Below are 18,445 nucleotides of genomic sequence, written 5' to 3' on the forward strand. Positions count from 1 at the left end.
CTCCCTCCTGCCTGGGCACCCCACGGTCCACGCGCCGCATGCGGCCCGGCAGGGAGCCACCTGGGCGTGCGCTGTGAACGTGGGGAGCGAGGCACCACGGACCGGGCGCGCGCCCGTGGCCGCCGGCGCGGTCGCGCGGGCGGCTGGACGGGACCCGGGTGCCGTCAGACGGGGACGAACAGGTCGCCGCGGCTGCGCAGGTCGCCGTCGATGCGCAGGCCGTCGCCGCGGGACGTGGCGCCGGGGGACCTGGCGCCGCGGCTGCGGCGGGCCTCGTCGGCGAGGGAGTCGATCCGGCTGAGGAGCTGGTCGCGGTCGAGGAGGATCTCGGTGCCGTCGGGGCGGTAGGTGTGCCAGGTGCCGTCGGGGTCGCGTTCGATGCGGTAGCCGTGATGGACCTTGCCGTGGTGGCGCTCGCACAGCAGGCCCAGGTTGTCCGGGTCGGTCTGGCCGCCGAAGGCCCAGTGGATGCGGTGGTGGGCCTCGCACCACCAGTGCGGGGCGTCGCAGCCGGCGAACACGCAGCCCTGGTCCCGCAGGTCGAGCAGCTGGCGGAGGGCGGCGGGGACGATGCGGACCTCGCGGCCGCGGTGGATCGGTTCGCCGTCCGGGCCCATGATCACGCGGGCCACCACCGAGTCGCAGGCCAGCCAGCGGGCGCGGGCGGCGGAGATGGTGGCGCCGAAGCCCAGCTCGGCGGCGGTCTTGCCGAGCGCGGGGTCGACCAGGTCGTCCAGGTCCAGCACGGCGGCGATGCCGGGCTTGCGGGTGCGCTGGATCGGCACCGCGCCGGCGGCGAGGGTGTTGTCGGCCCACTGCACCAGCACGTCCCCGCGCAGCTGGGCCGGGGTGCGCTCGTCGCCGGCGCAGCGGGAGGTCGCCGCCATCGGCTCGATCACCGCCTTCACCTTCTCCCCACCGACGGCGTCGAGTTCGGCGATCACGGTCACGGTGCCGTCGGGATGGGTGAGGAACCGCAGCGACCGCCGGGTGATCGGCTCCGGCTCCGGCCCGTCGGGATCGAGCCGGGTCAGGTACTCGGCCACCGCCTCGGTGAGGGTCTGAAAGGTCTGCCCGGCAGCGATCGTCGCCAGGGCGGCATCGACCTCGGCCAGGTCGATGCCCTGCTCGGCCGCCATCGCCGCGTGCTTGGGCGCCACCACCTTGCTGATCTCGGTGACGTGCTCGACCCCGATCGCACCCGAACTGAACGCCGCGGCGGTAGCCGGCAGCAGCGCCAGCGCCCGCCCGCGGTGCACCAGCGCCGCGGCGGCGTTCGACTTCATCCCACCGTGCGTTCGGAGCCAGGACTGCATCGTCTTCACCCCGTCGTGCTCGCACGCCAGCCGCGCATCGGCGACCCGCACCGCGGCGGTCAGCCGCGCTGCCACCCGGTTCTGCTCGGCGACCAGTTCGGCGACCTCGGCCAGCAGCTCGCCGTCGCCCATCGCGCGCAGCCGGTCGACCTCGGCGGCCGGGTCGAGAGTCGAACACATGTACGGATTCTAGCGATCCGGCGGCCCGGCTGACTGATGAAATCCCCAGGTCAGGGATCCGTCCACAGATCCGGCCGACATCTTCCAGCGCTCAGCCGAGCGCCCGACTCACAGGACTCCCGCACGCGGCCGCCAGCCCTCGTCCAGCACGGCCACCGACGGTGGACGCACCGACGGACCGCAGCCGTGCGCTGCGGACCCCAGCACCAGACGAGAGGAATCCCCGTGCAGGAGTGGGTCTTCGACCGGGACGGCGCCCGCACGCCGGCGCCCCCCGGCGCACCTCCCCCGCCACCCGCGGCGCCGCCGGCGGCGGTGACCCGGCCCCGGCGCGGCCGGCGGTGGCTGGTCGCCGGCGGAGCGGCCGCCGCCGTGGTCGCCGCCGGGGCCACGGCCGCGGTCGCGGCGTCCGCGGACCAGCCCGAGGCGGCCGCCCCGGTCGCCGCGGCCGAGGACGCCGCGCAGGACGCGACCGGAGGCGTCCCCCAGCAACAGGGCACCGTGCCCGGCCGCGGGCCCATGGGCTCCGCGCCGCAGGACCAGGGCACGACCGGCGCCCTGCCCCAGGAGGGCGGGACGACGACCGGCGCCACCGTCCAGACCGGCGAGGTCACGGCCGTCACCGCGGACTCCCTGACCGTCACCAGCGCCGACGGCACCGAGGTGACCTACGCCGTCACCACCGACACCGCCGTCGCGACGGCGAGCGGCACGCTCGCCGACCTCCGGGTCGGCGACAGCGTCCTGGTCGAGGCCGTGGTGGACGGCGACACCGCCACGGCGGTGACCGTCCGCGTCCCGGCAGGCTCCGGCGGCGCCCCGGGCAGCAGCGACAGCACCGGCGGCACGAGCGACACGGAGGACGCGTGACCGGCCCCCTCCCCTCCGCACCCCACCCCGTCCCCGAGCACCCGAGGAGCACGCCCGTGCCCGATCCCCGCCCCACCCCCACCGCCCTGCTCGACCGCGCGCTGGTGGAGGTGAAGAAGGTCGTCGTCGGCCAGGACCGGATGGTGGAGCGGATCGCCGTGGCCCTGCTCGCTCGCGGCCACTGCCTGCTCGAGGGCGTGCCCGGGGTGGCGAAGAGCCTCGCGGTCGAGACGCTCGCCCGCACCGTCGGCGGCACCTCGGTCCGGCTGCAGTTCACCCCGGACCTCGTGCCGAGCGACATCGTCGGCACCCGCGTCTACCGGCCGAGCCAGGAGCGCTTCGACGTCGAGCTCGGCCCGGTGTTCGCCAACCTCGTGCTCGCCGACGAGATCAACCGCGCGCCGGCCAAGGTGCAGTCGGCGTTGCTGGAGGTCATGGCCGAGCGGCAGGTCTCGATCGGCGGCGTCACCCACGCCCTGCCGGACCCGTTCCTCGTGCTGGCCACCCAGAACCCCGTGGAGAGCGAGGGCGTCTACCCGCTGCCGGAGGCCCAGCGCGACCGGTTCCTGCTCAAGGTCGTCGTCCCGCACCCGACGATGTCGGAGGAGATGGAGATCGTGCGGCGCATGTCGGTGCGCCCGCCCCGCGCGCAGCAGGCGCTCTCCCTCGCCGAGCTCGTCTCGCTGCAGGACGCCGCCGAGCAGGTCTTCGTCCACCACGCCATCGCCGAGTACGCGGTCGCGCTGGTGATGGCGACCCGGGAGCCGGCGCAGTGGCGGCTTCCCGAGCTGGCCCGCCTGGTCGCCGTCGGCTCCTCGCCGCGCGGCAGCCTCGGCCTGGTCCGCGCCGCGCGGGCGCTCGCGCTGCTGCGGGGCCGGGAGTACGTCGTCCCCGAGGACGTCGCCGATCTCGCCGTCGACGTCCTGGCCCACCGGCTGGTTCTCTCCTACGAGGCGGTCGCCGACGGGGTGACGGCCGAGGACGTCGTCCGCCGGGTGCTCGCGACGATGCCCCAGCCGACCACCGTCGCGCCGTCGCAGCACGTCACCGTCGCCCGGCCGGACCTGCAGCGGGACGCCGCGTGAGCGCCCTCCCGCCGCCGCACGTCCCCGAGGCGCAGGGTCGCCGGCTGTCGCTGGAGGTGTCCCGCCGGCTCGACGGGCTGCTGCAGGGCGACCACGCGCGGGTCGTCCCGGGGGCGGGCAGCGAGCCGGCCGAGGCGCGGCTGCACGCGCCGGGCGACGACGCCCGCCGGATCGACTGGGCGGTGACCGCCCGCACCGGGGAGACCCACGTGCGGACGACGACCGCCGACCGGGAGCTGGAGACGACGCTCGTCGTCGACCTGACCGCCTCGATGGCGCTGGGCACCCGCCGGTCGGAGAAGCGCGACCTGGCGCTGGCCGTGGCGAGCGCGCTGGTCCACCTCACCAGCGGCCACGGTGACCGGGTCGGCGCGCTGCTGCTCACCGGGGACGGCGTCCGGCGGGTGCCGGCGCGGGCCGGCCGCGAGGCGGCGCTGGCGCTCCGGCACACGCTGCTGACCACCCCGCGGGCCGCCGCGGGCCGGGGCGCGGGCCTCGCCGACGCGCTCACCGCGCTGGGGCGGCCGCCGCGCCGGCGCGGGCTCGTCGTCGTCCTCGGCGACCTCGTCGAGCCCGGCCGCGGATCCGGCGAGCCCGGCTGGGCGCGGCCGCTGCAGCTGCTCGCCCAGCGCAGCGACGTCGTCGTCTGCCAGGTGCAGGACCCCCTGGAGACCGAGCTGCCGGCGGTCGGCACGCTGCACGTGGTCGACGTCGAGACCGGCCGCGAGATGGAGGTGCGCAGCACCCGCGCGGTCCGCGACCGGTACCGCGCCGCCGCGGCCGCCCGGACCGAGCGGCAGCGCGCCGCGGTGCTGGCCGCCGGCGCCGGGCACGTGCTGCTGCGCACCGACCGGGACTGGCTCCCCGAGCTGGCACGGCACCTGGCCGCCCGCCGGGCGGGGATGCGGGCGGGCCGACGCGGGGCCTCGGCATGAGCGACCTGACCTTCGAGGCACCCTGGCGGCTGCTGCTTCTGCTGGTCGTCGCCGGCGTCGCGGTCGCCTACGTGCTGGTGCAGCGGCGCCGGACGGCGACCGCGGTCCGGTTCGCCGACGTCGACCTGCTCGAGTCGGTGGCGCCCCGCGCCCCGCGCTGGCGCCGGCACCTGCCGGCCGGGCTCCTGGTGGCCGCCCTGGCGTTCATGGTCACCGCCTTCGCCAAGCCGGCGGCCGCGGTGGAGGTGCCCCGCGAGGCGGCCACGATCGTGGTGGCCATCGACACCTCGGCGTCCATGCAGGCGACCGACGTCGCGCCGTCCCGGTTCGCGGCGGCACAGGCGGCGGCGGTCGAGTTCGTCGAGGACCTGCCCGACGGCGTCGACGTCGGACTGGTCAGCTTCTCCGGGTCGGCGTCCCTGGACGTCGCCCCGACCGGCGACCACGAGGCCGTGGTCGCCGCGATCGAGGACCTGCAGATGTCCGAGGGGACGGCGATCGGCGAGGCGGTGGCCGCCTCCGTGGCCGCCGCCGCGCAGGCGGCCACCGCCGACGCCGAGGAGCCGACGCCCTCGTCGGTCGTCCTCCTGTCCGACGGCACCAACACCCAGGGCCGGTCGATCGAGAGCGCGGCCGAGGTCGCCACGGAGGCCGGCATCCCGGTCTACACGATCGCCTACGGCACCGGCGAGGGCGCGGTCAGCGTGCAGGGCCAGGCGGTGTCGGTGCCGGTGGACACCGCGGCGCTGGCCTCGCTGGCCTCCGCCACGGGGGGCACCGCCTACACCGCCGCGAGCAGCGACGAGCTCGAGGACGTCTACGCGGACATCGGCGAGCAGGTCGGGACGACGACCGAGCGGCAGGACGTCTCCTCCGCCGTCGCCGGGATGGCGCTGCTGGTGACCCTCGGCGCGGCCGGCGGGTCGCTGGCCTGGTCGCCGCGCCTGCCCTGACATCCACAGGCCCGTGCCAGGTCCGTCACAGGTTCGGGTCCCAGACTGCGAGAACGGCCGGACCGACCGGCCCACAGGAGGACATCGTGCGCAAGAAGCTGATCATCGCCGGCGCCGCGGGAGCGCTGACCCTGGCCGGTCTCGGCGTCGCCCTGCCCGCACTCGCCGACGACGACCCCGCCCAGACCGGGACGACGTCGGAGGAGCGCATCCGCGACGCGCTGTCCGACCTGGTCGACAACGGCTCGATCTCCCAAGAGCAGGCCGACGAGGTGGCCGCCACGCTGAGCGACGCGGGCTTCGGCGGTCACCACGGCGGCTGGGGCGGCCACGGGTTCGGCGGGGACCTCCTTGCCACCGCCGCGGACGCCATCGGCATCAGCGAGGACGACCTGCGTTCGGAGCTGCAGGCCGACGACGCGTCGCTGGCCAGCGTCGCCCAGGCGCACCAGGTCGACCCGCAGGTCGTCATCGACGCGCTCGTGCAGGCGGCCACCGAGCGGATCGAGCAGGCGGTGACCGACGGCGACCTCACCCGCGAGGAGGCCGACGAGCGGCTCGCCGACCTGGAGGCCCGCATCACCGAGCGGGTGAACAGCACCGACGGCCCCGGCGGCCACCGCGGCGGCTGGGGCGGCCACGGCGGCGACCACGACTGACCCCCACCTCCACCGAGCGTGTGCGCTCGGGCCGCGATCGGGCCCCCCGATCGCAGCCCGGGCGCACACGCTCGTCGGCGTTCGGCCCTGCACGAGGCGACGCCCCCGCACGCTGCCCTCCCGGAACCCCATCCCCCGCATCGGTCCCCCGTGACGGGGCGCGGCGGCATCCGTCACGGCGCGCAGCGGGTCCACGTCCCAACCCGCCCGGGCCCCTTGGACGACCGCACCCCCGGCCAGCACGATGGGCGCCCCGGGATCCGGCCCCCTGCGCCCGCCTGCACCGTCTCGCCGATCCCGCCGGGCGGTCCCGCCGGCGGCCCGTCGCCCCGTGGTGGCGCGCGTCGACCGGACCGGCCCGCAGCTGCGTCCCCGCACACCGCACCGGGAGGAAGAGCATGGGCACGATCACCACCGCCGACGGCACCGAGATCTTTTACAAGGACTGGGGCAGCGGTCAGCCGATCGTCTTCAGCCACGGCTGGCCGCTGTCGGCCGACGACTGGGACACCCAGCTGCTGTTCTTCCTGCAGCAGGGCTACCGCGTCATCGCCCACGACCGGCGGGGGCACGGGCGCTCGAGCCAGACCGCCGACGGCCACGACATGGACCACTACGCCGACGACCTGGCCGCCCTGACCGCCGAGCTCGACCTGCGCGACGCCATCCACGTCGGCCACTCGACCGGCGGCGGCGAGGTGGTGCACTACATCGCCCGGCACGGTGAGGAACGGGTGGCCAAGGCGGCGATCATCAGTGCGGTGCCCCCACTGATGGTGCAGACGGAGAGCAACCCCGGGGGCCTGCCCAAGAGCGTGTTCGACGGCCTGCAGGCGCAGGTCCTGGCCAACCGCTCGGTCTTCTACCGCGACCTCCCGGCCGGGCCCTTCTACGGCTTCAACCGGGAGGGCGTCGAGCCGGTCGAGGCGATCATCCAGAACTGGTGGCGCCAGGGGATGATGGGCGGCGCCAAGGCGCACTACGACGGCATCGTCGCGTTCTCGCAGACCGACTTCACCGAGGACCTGCGGAAGATCAGCGTGCCCGTGCTGGTCATGCACGGCGAGGACGACCAGATCGTGCCCTACGCCGACTCCGCGCCGTTGTCGGCCGAGCTGCTGGCGAACGGCACCTTGAAGTCCTATCCGGGCTTCCCGCACGGGATGCCGACCACGCAGGCGGACACGATCAACGCCGACCTGCTGGAGTTCTTCCGGTCCTGAGCAGGGCCCCTCCCGCCGGACGCGACGGCGGCGCCGCCCCCGTGGGGACGGCGCCGCCGTCGGGTACAGCGCGGGTCAGTTGCCCGGCGGCATGCCGCCGCGGCCGCCGCCCCCGCCGCCGCCGGGCCCGCCGCCCATCCCGCCGGCCAGCGCGGTGCCGGCGGTCACCGTGGTCAGCTCCGACGCCCCCTCGGCCGAGCCGCCGGAGGAGAGCCCGCCGACCTCCTCGCCGGACGCCGTGCCCCCGGTGACGATCGAGTAGGTGGCGCTCCCGTCCACGTCGGCCGAGGAGTAGGTCAGCGTGCCCATCGACTTCTGCGCGGTGAAGGCGGCCAGCACGTCCCCCGACTCGTCGACCACCTGCACCACGGTGCCGGCGGAGACCGTCGACCCCAGCGACGCGGAGACCCAGCCCTGCGCGGAGTCGGTGGACGGCGACATCGACATCTGCCCGCTGTCGGTGACCAGCAGCACTCCCCCGTCGACGGTGAGCCCGCCGTCCAGGTCCAGCCCGCCGTTGCCGCCCTGGGTGGTGCCGTTGACGACGACGGTGCCGCCGGTCATCGCGCCCGCGCCGATCGAGTCCAGTCCGTCGCCCTGGGCGTCGACAATGAGGGTGCCGCCCGAGACGGTGAGCTGCCCCGAGCCGCTGGAGAGGTTGACGCCGTCGTCGTCGGCGGTGACGTCGAGCGAGCCGCCGCTGATCGTCATGGTCGCGCTCTCCAGCGCCTCGTAGGAGCCGGTGACGGTGAGGGTGCCGCCGGAGACGGTCAGGTCCGCCTCGGCGTGCACGCCGTCGTCCCCGGTGGCCAGGGTCAGCGCCCCGTCGGTGACGCTGACCGCGCCGTCGGAGTGGACGGCGTCGTCGGCGGCGTCGACCTCGACCGTGCCGCCACCCACCACCACGCTGACGGTGCCCTTGAGGCCCTTGGCGGAGACGTCGTCGGCGACCGTCTGCCCCGCGCCGCCGCCGGCCTGCACCGTCAGCGTCCCGCCGCCGACCAGGACGTCGGTCGCGGCCGAGACGCCGTCCCCGCCGGCGGTCACGTCCACGGTGCCGTCGGCGACGTACACGTAGCCCGCCGCCGCGTCCTCGGCGTCGTCGGACTTCAGCCCGTCCCCGCCGGCGGTCACGGTGAGGTCGCCATCCCGCACGATGAGGAAGTCCTTGCCGCGCACGCCGTCGTCGACCGCGTCGACGGTGATCGAGCCGCCGGCGATCACCAGGCCGTCCTTGCTGGCGATCCCGTCGTTCGCGTTGCCGGCCACGGTCAGCGAGCCGTCGCCGGTGATGACCGTGTCGGCGGTGGAGTACAGCGCGGCGTTGGGCTCGGCGTCGTCGGCGGCGTAGTCGGCGCCGTCGGACAGCGTGTTGGTCGAGCCGTCGGCCAGGACGACGGCGACCGAGCCGGCGTCCATCACCGCGATCGCCGCGGTGGACGACGAGCTGATGTCGGCACCGTCGAGCACCAGCCGGACCACGCCGTCGTCGGGGCTGTCCACGACGACCTGGCCGTCGAGGTTGCCGCTGAGCCGGTAGGTGCCCGAGGCGGTGATGGTGACGGTGTCCCCGTCGACGGTGACCGCGTCGGAGTCGGCGGTGGCCGAGTCGCCGGTGAGCGCGACGTCGACGACGTCGGCCTCGTCGTAGGAGACGTCGACCTCCTCCGGCGACACGTTCTGCGCCAGGGCGTCGGCCACGGTGACGCCGGTGACCGCGGCGACCTCCTCGGCCGACACGCTGCTGGTGCCGCCGCCGGAGGCGGTGGCCGCGGCCTCGGCGGTGCAGCCGGCCAGGAGGGCGGCCATGAGGGCGCCGGCGACGGCGGTGCGGGTCTTCTTCAGGCGGGTCATGCCGGGATCCGATCGTCGGAGGTGCAGGGGGTGAGGGCGGAGAAGTGGCGGCGCAGGACCGGCCACCAGCGGTTGTCGGGCAGGTCGCCGCGGAGCGCGGCCAGGCCGGTGCCGTACTTGGAGATGCGGGCGGGCCGGTGGCCGCTGCGCCACAGCACCCGGTCGGCCGCCGAGGCGCCGGCGCCGGTCTTGGTCTCGACGACCGCGAGGCCGGGCAGCCTCAGCGAGGCCCCGCCGGGCAGCGACCAGGTGAGGCCGGTGTCGACCGTGACCCGGTCGTCGGTCGCCGGCAGCAGCAGCGTGGTGCGGCGGTAGGCGGTGTGCAGCACGGGGTGCAGGTCGGCGCTGCGGACGCCGGGGTGGCCGGCGCCGGCCAGCGCGGCCTCGACGAAGCCGGCCCAGCCGCCGTCGTCGGGCACCCGCTGCTTGACCGTGGCGCCGCGGGCGCCGCGGGTCTTGACCTCGACGAAGGCGTCGCTGGAGTCGAGGTAGGTGCGCCGGCGGACCTTGAAGCGCCGCCGGCGGCCCCGGGCGGCCAGGTGGTAGCCGGTCAGCTCGGCGGTGTCGAGGTAGAGCGAGGCGTAGCCGAAGTCGCGGGCGCCGCCGTCGTCGAGCACCCGGGCGCCCTCGGCGCGGCCGAGCCGGGCAACGAGCCGGTCGGCGGCCGCCACCGGGAGCACGTACTTGCGGTCGACCCGCGTCTGCCGGGCGGCGCGCGCGACGAGCTCGGCGAGCCCGACCGGCGCCAGCGCGCCCGCCGCGGGCAGGGCCGCGGTCACCGCTGCACCGGCACCGACAGCGGGTGCCCGTTCAGCCGGGCGGCCGGGCCGCCGTCGAGGAGCGCGGCGGCCGCCGAGCGGCGGGGCGTCTCGAACCGGACGTCGACCCAGGTCGTGTCGTTGACCATGTCGACCCGCTGCACCGTCACCTGGTGCACGCGGGCGCCGAGCAGTCCCTCGAGGTGCGCGACCAGCGCGCGCTCGTCGGGGAAGGCGGCGTCGAGCACCATCACCTGCTGCCGGTAGCGCGACAGCAGCCGGGGGTGGCCGGCGGCGTACATGACGGCCACCACCAGGGCCATGAGCGACGCCGAGAGGACGACGTCCGCCGTCCCGAGGCCGCCGAGCAGGCCCAGCGCCAGGGCGGAGAAGAAGTAGGCCACCTCGTGCTGGTCCAGCTCGGTGGACCGCAGCCGGATGATCGCCAGCACGCCGAACAGGCCGAGGCCCACCCCGGCACCCACCCCGCTGGTGGCCAGCGCCGCGGACACCGCGAGGACACCGACGTTCACGGCGAGGTAGGCGATCACCAGGTCGCGGCGGCGGTGGCGCGGGAAGTAGACGGCGAAGGTGAGCAGGCCGATGGCGAGGACGTCGGCGGCGAAGAGAACGATCTGGTTCATCCGGCTTTCCAGGGGTCGACGGCGGGACGACCAGCAGGTTGCCGAGGGGATCCGGCACGCCCCTGGGACGCAGCTGGGAGTCGCCTGGACGCACCGTCGTCGGCCCCTCACGCACAGCGACTTCCCAGGCGCACGGCAGGGGTGGCCCGGGGGCCACCCGGTGCCCTGGGGCCATGCCGAAGCCCCGCCGCCTCCGCCGCGCGCTCATCGCGACCGCCACCACCGTGACCCTCGCCGCCGGCGGGGGGACGGCCTGGGCGCTCGACCGGTTCGTCATCGACCACGTCGAGATCGCCGACGTCTCCGCCTACGAGGCCGCGCAGGGTGTCTCCGACAGCACCGTCGACACCTCCGGCGGCACCGTCACCGGCGACACCTACACCTCCGACGGAGCCACGGTCACCGTCTCCACGGTCAGCTACGGCAGCGGCGACGACACGGTCACCTACTACGTCGCCGACGTCGTCCTCTCCGACGCCACCGCGCTGCAGTCGGCGTTCGCGAACGACCAGTACGGCACCAACATCACCGAGACCGTCTCGGACATCGCCGAGGACAACGGCGCCGTGTTCGCCGTCAACGGCGACTACTACGGCTTCCGCGACACCGGCATCGTCATCCGCAACGGCGTCGTCTACCGCGACGAGGGCGCCCGCCAGGGCCTGGCCTTCTACCGCGACGGGCACGTCGAGGTCTACGACGAGACGACGACGACCGCGCAGGCGCTCGTCGACGCCGGCGTCTGGAACACCCTGTCGTTCGGCCCGGCGATCGTCGAGGACGGTCAGGTCGTCGACGGGATCGAGGACGTCGAGGTCGACACCAACGTCGGCAACCACTCGATCCAGGGCGACCAGCCGCGCACCGCCGTCGGCGTGCTCGACGACAACCACCTGGTCTTCGTCGTCGTCGACGGCCGGCAGAGCGGCTACAGCGAGGGCGTCACCATGACCGAGCTCGCGGCGATCATGACCGACCTCGGCGCGACCACCGCCTACAACCTCGACGGCGGCGGCTCCTCGACCATGTATTTCGACGGCGAGGTCGTGAACTCGCCCAGCCAGGGCGAGGAACGCGGGGTCTCCGACGTCCTCTACGTCGCGGGCTGAGGACGGCGACCGTGATCGTCCTGGTCCCCGCCTACGAGCCCGACGCCCGGCTTCTCGCCCTCGTCGAGGCCCTGCGCGCCGCCGACCCGGCCCTGCACGTGCTCGTCGTCGACGACGGCAGCGGTCCGGCGGCCCGGCCGGTGTTCGCGGCCGTGCGGGCGCTGGGCTGCACCGTCCTGGGCCACCCGGTCAACCGGGGCAAGGGCGCGGCCCTGCGCACCGGCCTCGCGCACGCCGCCGCCGCCTGGCCCGGCGAGGAGGTGGTGACCGCCGACTCCGACGGGCAGCACTCCGTGGTCGACGTCCTCCGGGTGGCCGACCGGGTGCGCCGCACCGGCGCGACGGTGCTCGGCGTCCGCGGCTTCGACGGCGCCGTGCCGGCGCGCAGCCGGCTGGGCAACTCCGCCTCCCGGGTGCTGTTCCGGCTCGCCACGGGCGTCGCGCTGGCCGACACCCAGACCGGGCTGCGGGGGTACCCGGCGCACCTGGTGCCGTGGCTGCTCACCGTGCCCGGCGACCGCTTCGAGTACGAGCTGCGGGTGCTGCTGCAGGCCGCGCGCCGCGGGCTGGCGGTCGAGCAGGTGCCGATCGCGACCATCTACCTGGAGGGCAACGCCTCCTCGCACTTCCGGCCGCTGGTGGACTCGGCCCGCGTGTACGCGCCGCTGCTCGCCTTCCTGGCCTCCTCGCTGGCGGCGTTCGCCGTCGACACGGTCGCGCTGCTGGCGCTGCACGCCCTCACCGGCGCCCTGCTGGTCTCCGTGGCCGGCGCCCGGCTGCTCAGCGGGACGGCGAACTTCGCGGTCAACCGCCGCTACGTCTTCCCCGGCGGACGGCGGGACCGGCGGGCGGCCGCGCTGCGCTACGCCGCGCTGGCCGGCTGCCTGCTCGCCGCCAACTACGGGCTGCTGGCCGCGCTCACCCGCGCCGGCGTGCCGCTGCTCGCCGCGAAGGTGCTCACCGAGGCGCTGCTCGTCGTCGCGAGCTTCCTCGTGCAGCGGGCCGTGGTCTTCGGCGTGCGGGACCGGGTGCCGGCGCCGGCCCCCCGCCGTCCCCTCGAGCGGGTCTGACGGATGCCGTCCGGAGACCTTGACGCATGACAGTAGCGATGTATCGTTACTGTCATCCGATACAACAGGAGGAGCACCATGAACCCCATGCGAGGACACGCCGGACACCCCGGCTCCCGCTTCCACCACCCGCGCGGCGGCCGTCCCGGCCCCGGCTTCGAGGGCGGCCCGTTCGGCCCGGGCGAGGGCCGCGCGTTCGGTCCCCGCGAGGGTGGCCCGTTCGGTCCCGGCCGGCGCGGCGGTTCGCACCACGGCGGCCGCAGCCGCCGCCCGCGCGGTGACGTGCGCACCGCGGTGCTGCAGCTGCTCGCCGAGCAGCCGATGCACGGCTACCAGCTGATGCAGGCGATCGCCGAGCGCAGCGGTGGTCGCTGGACGCCGAGCCCCGGCGCCATCTACCCGACGATCAGCCAGCTCGAGGACGAGGGGCTGGTCACCGTCACCGCCGACGCCGGCCGCAAGCTGGTCGCGCTGACCGACGCCGGCCGCGCCCACCTCGACGAGCGCCGGGCGACGTGGACCGACCCCTTCGCCGAGGACCGGGGCGCCGAGGCCGGCCCGGACCTGCGCGGCCTGACGATGGGCCTGCACGGCGCGGTCAAGGAGATCGCCCGCACCGGCACCGACGCGCAGCGCGCCGAGGCCGCGCGGATCCTGGCCGACGCCCGCCGGTCGCTGTACCTGCTGCTCGCCGACGGCCCGGAGGCGCCCCGTGACTGAGCCCCTCACCGCCCGCGCCGACGTCGCGACCGCGACGCCCGAGCGCTACGCCAAGCAGCTGGCCGCCCACCTGGGCCGGCGCAGCGAGGTCCGCGAGGAGGCCGACGGCATCCGCATCGTGCTGGCCGTCGGCGACTGCCTGCTGCGCTCCCGTGAGGGCAGCCTGGAGCTGCTCGCCACCGCGCCCGGCCCGGACGAGCTCGAGCGGGTGGAGTCGGTCGTCGGCTCGCACCTGGAGCGGTTCGGCCAGCGCAACGAGCTGCAGGTGGTCTGGGTCCGGGGCTGAGCCCCTCGTCCCGGCAGGCCTCAGCCCCGGCGGGCCAGTGCCTCGTCGATGAACGCCGTGACGTCGGCCAGGACCTCGTCGGCGTTGGTCTCGTTGAACACCTCGTGCTGGGCGCCCGGGTAGATCCGCTCGGTGTGCCGCCCGCTGCCCAGGTGCGCGACGCCCGACCGGCTGCCCTCCACCGGCACCAGCCGGTCGTCCGCGCCGTGCACCCACAGCAGCGGCAGGTCGCCGAGGCCGGGGCCGGCGTCGACCGCCGCGAGCGCCCGCTGCCAGGCCTCGAGCATCGGCCGCTTGAAGGGCCCGTGCCAGACCAGCGGGTCGGCCTCGTAGGCCTCCCCCACCGCCGGGTCGCGGGACAGCGTCGTGCTGTCCAGCGGGACGTCGGGGATCTCCGGCAGGCCCAGCAGCACCTCGACGGTGGCGAACGCGCCGACGACCGGCCCGGACAGCACCAGCGCGGCCAGCGTGTCGCCGTACCGCTGCGCGTAGCGCGCCGCGATCAGCCCGCCCATCGAGTGCCCGATGAGGACGACGGGCAGGCCGGGGTGCTCCCGGCGGGCCCGCTCGTCGACGAGGTGGAGGTCGTCGACGACGGCCTCGACGTCGGCGAAGACCACCCGCTCGCCCTCGCTGCGCCCGTGGCCCGCGTGGTCGACGGCGTACACGACGGCGCCGTTCGCGACGAGCGCGTCGGCCACGTGCCCGTACCGGCCGACGTGCTCCCCGTAGCCGTGGGCGAGCAGCACGACGTGGCGCGGGTCGCCGTCCCCCTGCCACGTGCGGGCGGCCAGCTGCCCGGCCGATCCGTCGAGCGTCCAGTCGCGGGACGTGGTCACGTGCACCTCCTCGTGCGGCCGCGCCGCGCGGCCGGCCCCATCCTGACGGGACCGGCCGCGCGCCGCTGGACCGGCCCCGAGGGTCACGTGGTGCGGACGCCGCAGCTGCGGCCAGGTGTGGGTGGGACAGCCCGACGGCGACGAGCAGCGAGGCGCCGTCGGAGACTGGGCTGACCCATCCCGCACGGCGCCGACGACCGGCAGATCCCGCTGGAGATGGCGCACCGCAGCCACGACGCCCGAGCACATCGGCCTCGACCACCTGCCGTACGTCAGCACCTTCATCGCCGACTGGGTGGCCGACACCTTCAGCGAGCTGCGGTCCGCCGGGCGCTGACCCCGGCGGTCTCCGCGGAGCTCCCGGTGCGCGGGACCGGGAGCCCCGCGGGCGCGCGGCGCAGGACCTCGGCGTAGAGCCGCTCGTAGCCGTCGGCCATCACCGCGGGCGCGAACCGGCTCCGCGCGGCGGCGGCGCAGTCGGCGGGGTCGATCTCGTCGAGCCGGCGCAGCGCCCCGGCGGGCCGCGGCCGAGGGCCTCGGGCTGGCCGCCGTCGACGACACCCCGGACGTCGCCCGGGCGCTCAAGACCCGGTGGCGACACGGGCCGGGCGACCACGGGGCCGACGTGGTGTTCCAGTGCCGCGGGCAGGCCGCCGCGCTCGCCACCGCGCTGCGGCTCGCGCGCCCGCAGGCGTCGGTGGTCGACCTCGCCTTCTACACCGGCGGCGCCGCCGACCTGGCGCTCGGCGAGGAGTTCCACCACAACGGGCTGTCGGCGCGGTGCGCGCAGATCGGCCGGGTCCCCCGGGGGCTGGCCCACCTCTGGGACCGGGCCCGGCTCTCCCGGGAGACCCTCGACCTGCTGCGCGCCGCGGGCGACCTGGTGCGGGCGCACCTGCTCACCGACGTCGTCCCCGTCGAGGAGGCGCCGCAGCTGTTCGCCGACCTCAGCGCCCGGCGCCGGCACGTGCTGTCGGCGGCGCTGCGCTACCCGGCGGCCCGACCCGCGGTCAGACCGCCCGGGTGAGCGCGGCCCACAGGCCGTCGCCGCCGGCGGCCACCAGCCCGGCACCGAGCACCGGCGCCCAGCCGGCCTCGCCGCCGGCCTCGTCGCGCCAGGACCAGCAGCGGCGGGTGAGGTGGTGCAGCCGGTGCTCCTGGGTGAAGCCGATGGCGCCGTGCACCTGGTGGGCCAGCCGGGCGACGACCTCGACCGCCGCGCCGGCGCGGACCTTGGCCGCGGCCGCGGCGAGCAGCACGCCCTCGCCCCGGTCCAGTGCCTGGACGGCGGCGTCGGTGAGCGCGGCGGTCGCGGTGACCTCGCCGGCCATCTCGGCCAGCTCCATCTGGATCGCCTGGAACCTCGCGAGGGGGCGGCCGAACTGGACCCGCTCGCCGGCGTACTGCACCGTCCAGGCCAGCACCTGCTCCAGCGCCGCGGCCAGCTGCACCGACCGGGCCAGCGCGTAGCGGGCGCGGAACGCGTCGGCCTGCCCCGCGGTCAGCCGGGCGCCCGGGGCGGACGTCCCGTCGAGGGGCAGCGTGCCGCGCGGCTCGCCGGCCAGGTTGGCCGCCGACGCGACCGGCAGCCCGGCCGTGTCGACCAGCGCCAGCACCGGCGCCTCCCCCGGGCCCGCCAGGACCGCGACCGCGGCGGCCACCCCGGCCCACGGGACGCCGGTCGCGGTGCCGGTCAGCCGGAACCGCCCGTCGCCGTCGGGCTCGGCGGTCACCCCCGGGGCGACGGCGACGGTGAGCGGCTGCTCCACCGGCGGCACCGGCAGCCCCGCCGCGATCAGCGCGGGCGCGGCGACCAGCAGCTGCTCGGCCAGCGGCACCGCGGCCGCCCCGGCGGCGAGCGTGCGCACGATCGCGACGGCGTCGGCCGGCTCGCCGCCCGACCCGCCGGCGTCCTCGTCGATGCCGACGCCGGTGAGGCCGGTGTCCACGAGGGCCTTCCAGAGGCCCTCGTCCCAGGGCCGGTCGGCGGTGAGCACGAACGGCTCGTGCCCGGACAGGATGTCGCGGACGGTCTCGACCACCAGGTCCTGATCGCTCATCGGAGTCCCAGCCCCCTCGCCACGATCCCTCTGAGGATCTCGTTGGTGCCGCCGCGCAGCGTGTAGCCCGGCGCGTGCAGCTGCGCCTCGGCCAGCGCCCGGCCCAGCGGATCCGGGGAGTCCAGCGACGCCGGCACGTCGACCACCCGGCGGACCTCGTCCACCACGTCGGCCTCGAACGTGGTCCCCACGTCCTTCACCAGCGCCGCGGGGATGTTCGGCAGCTCGCCGCGGTCCAGCGCCGCCGCGATCCGCAGCGACAGCTGCCGCAGCGCCAGCAGCCGCGCCGACAACCGGCCCAACGCCGCCAACTGCGCCGCATCCTGGGTCTCGGCGGCGCGGCGGGCGAACTCGGCCAGCAGCGGATAGGTGGACAGGAACCGCTCCGGCCCCGACCGCTCGAACGCCAGCTCGGCGGTCACCTGGTGCCAGCCCGCCCCCTCCTCGCCCAGCAGCATGTCCCCGGGCACGACCACGTCGTCGAAGACCACCTCGTTGAAGTGGTGCCCGCCGTCCAGGATCCGGATCGGGTTGATGCTGATCCCCGGCAGCGACAGGTCGACCAGCAGCTGGCTGAGCCCCGCGTGCCGGTTCGCCGGATCGGCCGGGGAGGTGCGCACCAGCACGATGCCGTAGTGCGAGTGGTGGGCGTTGGACGTCCACACCTTCGCCCCCGACACCACCCAGTCCCCGTCGCCGTTGCGCGACGCGCGGGTGCGGATCGAGGCCAGGTCCGAACCACTGTCGGGCTCGGACATGCCGATCACGAAGAAGCACTCCCCCGCCGCGATCCGCGGCAGGATCTGCTGCCGCTGCGCCTCGGTGCCATACCGCAGCAGGTTCGGCCCGGACTGCCGGTCGGCGATCCAGTGCGCCGCCACCGGCGCCCCGGCGGCCAGCAGCTCCTCGGTCACCGCGTACCGCTCCATCGCGCTGCGCTCGTGCCCGCCGTACTCCTTCGGCCAGGTCATCCCCAGCCACCCGCGCTCCCCCAGCTTGCGGGAGAACGCCGGGTCCACCCCCGACAGCCAGGTGTCCACGTGCGGGGTGAACGTCCCCGCGGCCAGCTCCGCCGCGACGAACTCGCGGACCTCCAGCCGCACCGCCTCCGCGGCCGCCGACCGCGGCGCCGGGGCGAGGGTGAGCGACGCGGCGCTCACGCCCGGGCCCGGGCCGGGTCGACGTGGGTCATCAGCACGCCGGCGCGGGTCCTGTACCGCTTGTTCACGGCGATGATCACGGCGGTGAACGGCTCGAGCACCCGCGCCTGGCGCAGCGCCCCGACCTCGACGCCCGGCCGGCCGGTCACCGCGGCGGCCAGCTCGACCACGCGGGCGCGGGCGGCGGCGTCGTCCCCGGCGACGAGCACGTCCTCCCCGGACAGGTCCCGGTCCAGGTCGGCGACGCTCGGCGCCGACAGGTGGTGGAAGGCCGCGGTCACCGTCGACGCGGGCAGCAGCGCGGCCACCTGCTCGGCGGCGCTGCCCTCGGCGACGGCCAGGCCGTGCGGGCCCCGGGCGTCGAAGCCCAGCGGGTTGATGCAGGAGACGACCAGCCGCCCGGCCAGCACGGGGGCGAGCTCCCGGATGCTGTCGCCGCTCTCGTCCCACGGGGTGGCCAGCAGCACGACCTCCGCGGCGCCGGCGGCGTCGGCGTTGCCGGCGCCCTCGACCCGGGCCTGCACGCCGGCGGCGGCCAGGGTCTCACGCAGCTCGGTCGCCGCGGCCTGCGCGCGGGCGGCGTCCCGGGAACCGAGGACGACGGGGTGCCCGCTGCGGGCCAGGCGCAGGGCGAGCGCACGACCCAGCGCGCCGGTGCCGCCGAGGACGGCGATGGTGTCGCTCATGACGGGGCTTCCTCCAGGGGACGGGAGACGGAGCCGCT

Annotated in this window: 20 protein-coding genes; 12 read left to right on the forward strand and 8 right to left on the reverse strand. The window is 76.0% G+C overall.

Annotated features, from left to right (window positions below; genetic code table 11):
• Nucleotides 1–164: 164 nt before the first annotated feature.
• On the reverse strand, nt 165–1,496 hold the full coding sequence (locus ACI79F_RS21760; protein WP_456547294.1) for a DUF222 domain-containing protein: 1,332 nt from the start codon (nt 1,494–1,496) through the stop codon (nt 165–167).
• A 225-nt stretch (nt 1,497–1,721) separates the two neighbouring features.
• On the opposite strand from ACI79F_RS21760, the gene ACI79F_RS21765 reads away from it, so the two are divergent.
• The 6 genes from ACI79F_RS21765 (at nt 1,722) to ACI79F_RS21790 (ending at nt 7,221) form a co-directional block, all read left to right on the forward strand.
• Nucleotides 1,722–2,366: a hypothetical protein gene (locus ACI79F_RS21765; RefSeq protein ID WP_456547295.1), complete on the forward strand. Its 645-nt coding sequence runs from the start codon at nt 1,722–1,724 to the stop codon at nt 2,364–2,366.
• Between the two features lie 56 nt (nt 2,367–2,422).
• Nucleotides 2,423–3,451 (forward strand): AAA family ATPase, encoded by a 1,029-nt coding sequence (locus ACI79F_RS21770; RefSeq protein WP_456547296.1) that lies wholly within the window; start codon nt 2,423–2,425, stop codon nt 3,449–3,451.
• Entirely contained in the window at nt 3,448–4,386 is a 939-nt protein-coding gene (locus ACI79F_RS21775) for a DUF58 domain-containing protein (protein WP_456547297.1), read from the forward strand. The genes ACI79F_RS21770 and ACI79F_RS21775 overlap by 4 nt, the downstream gene beginning before the upstream one ends.
• Nucleotides 4,383–5,339, forward strand: a complete 957-nt coding sequence (locus ACI79F_RS21780) for a VWA domain-containing protein (protein WP_456547298.1) — start codon at nt 4,383–4,385, stop codon at nt 5,337–5,339. Before ACI79F_RS21775 ends, ACI79F_RS21780 begins: the two co-directional genes overlap by 4 nt.
• A gap of 86 nt (nt 5,340–5,425) precedes the next feature.
• Nucleotides 5,426–5,998 (forward strand): hypothetical protein, encoded by a 573-nt coding sequence (locus ACI79F_RS21785; protein WP_456547299.1) that lies wholly within the window; start codon nt 5,426–5,428, stop codon nt 5,996–5,998.
• 398 nt (nt 5,999–6,396) lie between these two features.
• Nucleotides 6,397–7,221: an alpha/beta fold hydrolase gene (locus ACI79F_RS21790; protein WP_456547300.1), complete on the forward strand. Its 825-nt coding sequence runs from the start codon at nt 6,397–6,399 to the stop codon at nt 7,219–7,221.
• Between the two features lie 75 nt (nt 7,222–7,296).
• Here ACI79F_RS21790 and ACI79F_RS21795 read toward each other — a convergent pair whose 3' ends face one another.
• Genes ACI79F_RS21795 through ACI79F_RS21805 form a run of 3 tightly spaced genes read right to left on the reverse strand, consistent with a single transcriptional unit; the run spans nt 7,297 to nt 10,477 of the window.
• Nucleotides 7,297–9,075 (reverse strand): carbohydrate-binding domain-containing protein, encoded by a 1,779-nt coding sequence (locus ACI79F_RS21795; RefSeq protein WP_456547301.1) that lies wholly within the window; start codon nt 9,073–9,075, stop codon nt 7,297–7,299.
• Nucleotides 9,072–9,854, reverse strand: a complete 783-nt coding sequence (locus ACI79F_RS21800; RefSeq protein ID WP_456547302.1) for a polyphosphate polymerase domain-containing protein — start codon at nt 9,852–9,854, stop codon at nt 9,072–9,074. The genes ACI79F_RS21795 and ACI79F_RS21800 overlap by 4 nt, the downstream gene beginning before the upstream one ends.
• A complete protein-coding gene (locus ACI79F_RS21805) occupies nt 9,851–10,477 on the reverse strand; it encodes a DUF4956 domain-containing protein (RefSeq protein ID WP_456547303.1) in 627 nt (208 codons plus the stop codon). Before ACI79F_RS21805 ends, ACI79F_RS21800 begins: the two co-directional genes overlap by 4 nt.
• Before the next feature lie 173 nt (nt 10,478–10,650).
• Here ACI79F_RS21805 and ACI79F_RS21810 point away from each other — a divergent pair, with 173 nt between their 5' ends.
• The 4 genes from ACI79F_RS21810 to ACI79F_RS21825 all read left to right on the forward strand — a co-directional run bounded on the left by ACI79F_RS21810 (nt 10,651) and on the right by ACI79F_RS21825 (nt 13,662).
• Entirely contained in the window at nt 10,651–11,586 is a 936-nt protein-coding gene (locus ACI79F_RS21810) for a phosphodiester glycosidase family protein (RefSeq protein ID WP_456547304.1), read from the forward strand.
• 11 nt (nt 11,587–11,597) lie between these two features.
• Nucleotides 11,598–12,656 (forward strand): glycosyltransferase, encoded by a 1,059-nt coding sequence (locus ACI79F_RS21815; RefSeq protein WP_456547305.1) that lies wholly within the window; start codon nt 11,598–11,600, stop codon nt 12,654–12,656.
• 87 nt (nt 12,657–12,743) lie between these two features.
• A complete protein-coding gene (locus ACI79F_RS21820; RefSeq protein WP_456547306.1) occupies nt 12,744–13,376 on the forward strand; it encodes a PadR family transcriptional regulator in 633 nt (210 codons plus the stop codon).
• The gene (locus ACI79F_RS21825) at nt 13,369–13,662 is read left to right on the forward strand and encodes a DUF2218 domain-containing protein (protein WP_456547307.1); all 294 of its coding nucleotides are present in this window, start codon (nt 13,369–13,371) and stop codon (nt 13,660–13,662) included. The genes ACI79F_RS21820 and ACI79F_RS21825 overlap by 8 nt, the downstream gene beginning before the upstream one ends.
• 20 nt (nt 13,663–13,682) lie before the next feature.
• On the opposite strand, the gene ACI79F_RS21830 is transcribed toward ACI79F_RS21825, so the two are convergent.
• Nucleotides 13,683–14,501, reverse strand: a complete 819-nt coding sequence (locus tag ACI79F_RS21830) for an alpha/beta hydrolase (protein WP_456547308.1) — start codon at nt 14,499–14,501, stop codon at nt 13,683–13,685.
• A gap of 121 nt (nt 14,502–14,622) precedes the next feature.
• Between ACI79F_RS21830 and ACI79F_RS21835 the strand changes: the two genes are divergently transcribed.
• Entirely contained in the window at nt 14,623–14,838 is a 216-nt protein-coding gene (locus ACI79F_RS21835) for a hypothetical protein (RefSeq protein ID WP_456547309.1), read from the forward strand.
• A gap of 288 nt (nt 14,839–15,126) precedes the next feature.
• Nucleotides 15,127–15,528 carry a hypothetical protein gene (locus ACI79F_RS21840; protein ID WP_456547310.1) on the forward strand — a complete coding sequence of 134 codons (402 nt, stop codon included), beginning with the start codon at nt 15,127–15,129 and terminating at the stop codon, nt 15,526–15,528.
• Here ACI79F_RS21840 and ACI79F_RS21845 read toward each other — a convergent pair.
• From ACI79F_RS21845 to npdG, 3 genes are read right to left on the reverse strand one after another with little or no spacing between them, the layout of a single operon-like run.
• The gene (locus ACI79F_RS21845; RefSeq protein WP_456547311.1) at nt 15,512–16,561 is read right to left on the reverse strand and encodes an acyl-CoA dehydrogenase family protein; all 1,050 of its coding nucleotides are present in this window, start codon (nt 16,559–16,561) and stop codon (nt 15,512–15,514) included. The two genes, ACI79F_RS21840 and ACI79F_RS21845, sit on opposite strands and share 17 nt — an antisense overlap.
• Nucleotides 16,558–17,721, reverse strand: coding sequence for an acyl-CoA dehydrogenase family protein (locus ACI79F_RS21850; protein WP_456547312.1), 1,164 nt, complete (start codon nt 17,719–17,721; stop codon nt 16,558–16,560). The genes ACI79F_RS21845 and ACI79F_RS21850 overlap by 4 nt, the downstream gene beginning before the upstream one ends.
• Nucleotides 17,718–18,407 carry an NADPH-dependent F420 reductase gene (npdG, locus tag ACI79F_RS21855; RefSeq protein ID WP_456547313.1) on the reverse strand — a complete coding sequence of 230 codons (690 nt, stop codon included), beginning with the start codon at nt 18,405–18,407 and terminating at the stop codon, nt 17,718–17,720. Before npdG ends, ACI79F_RS21850 begins: the two co-directional genes overlap by 4 nt.
• Between the last annotated feature and the right edge of the window lie 38 nt (nt 18,408–18,445).

This window comes from Blastococcus sp. SYSU D00868 (genome assembly GCF_054050575.1).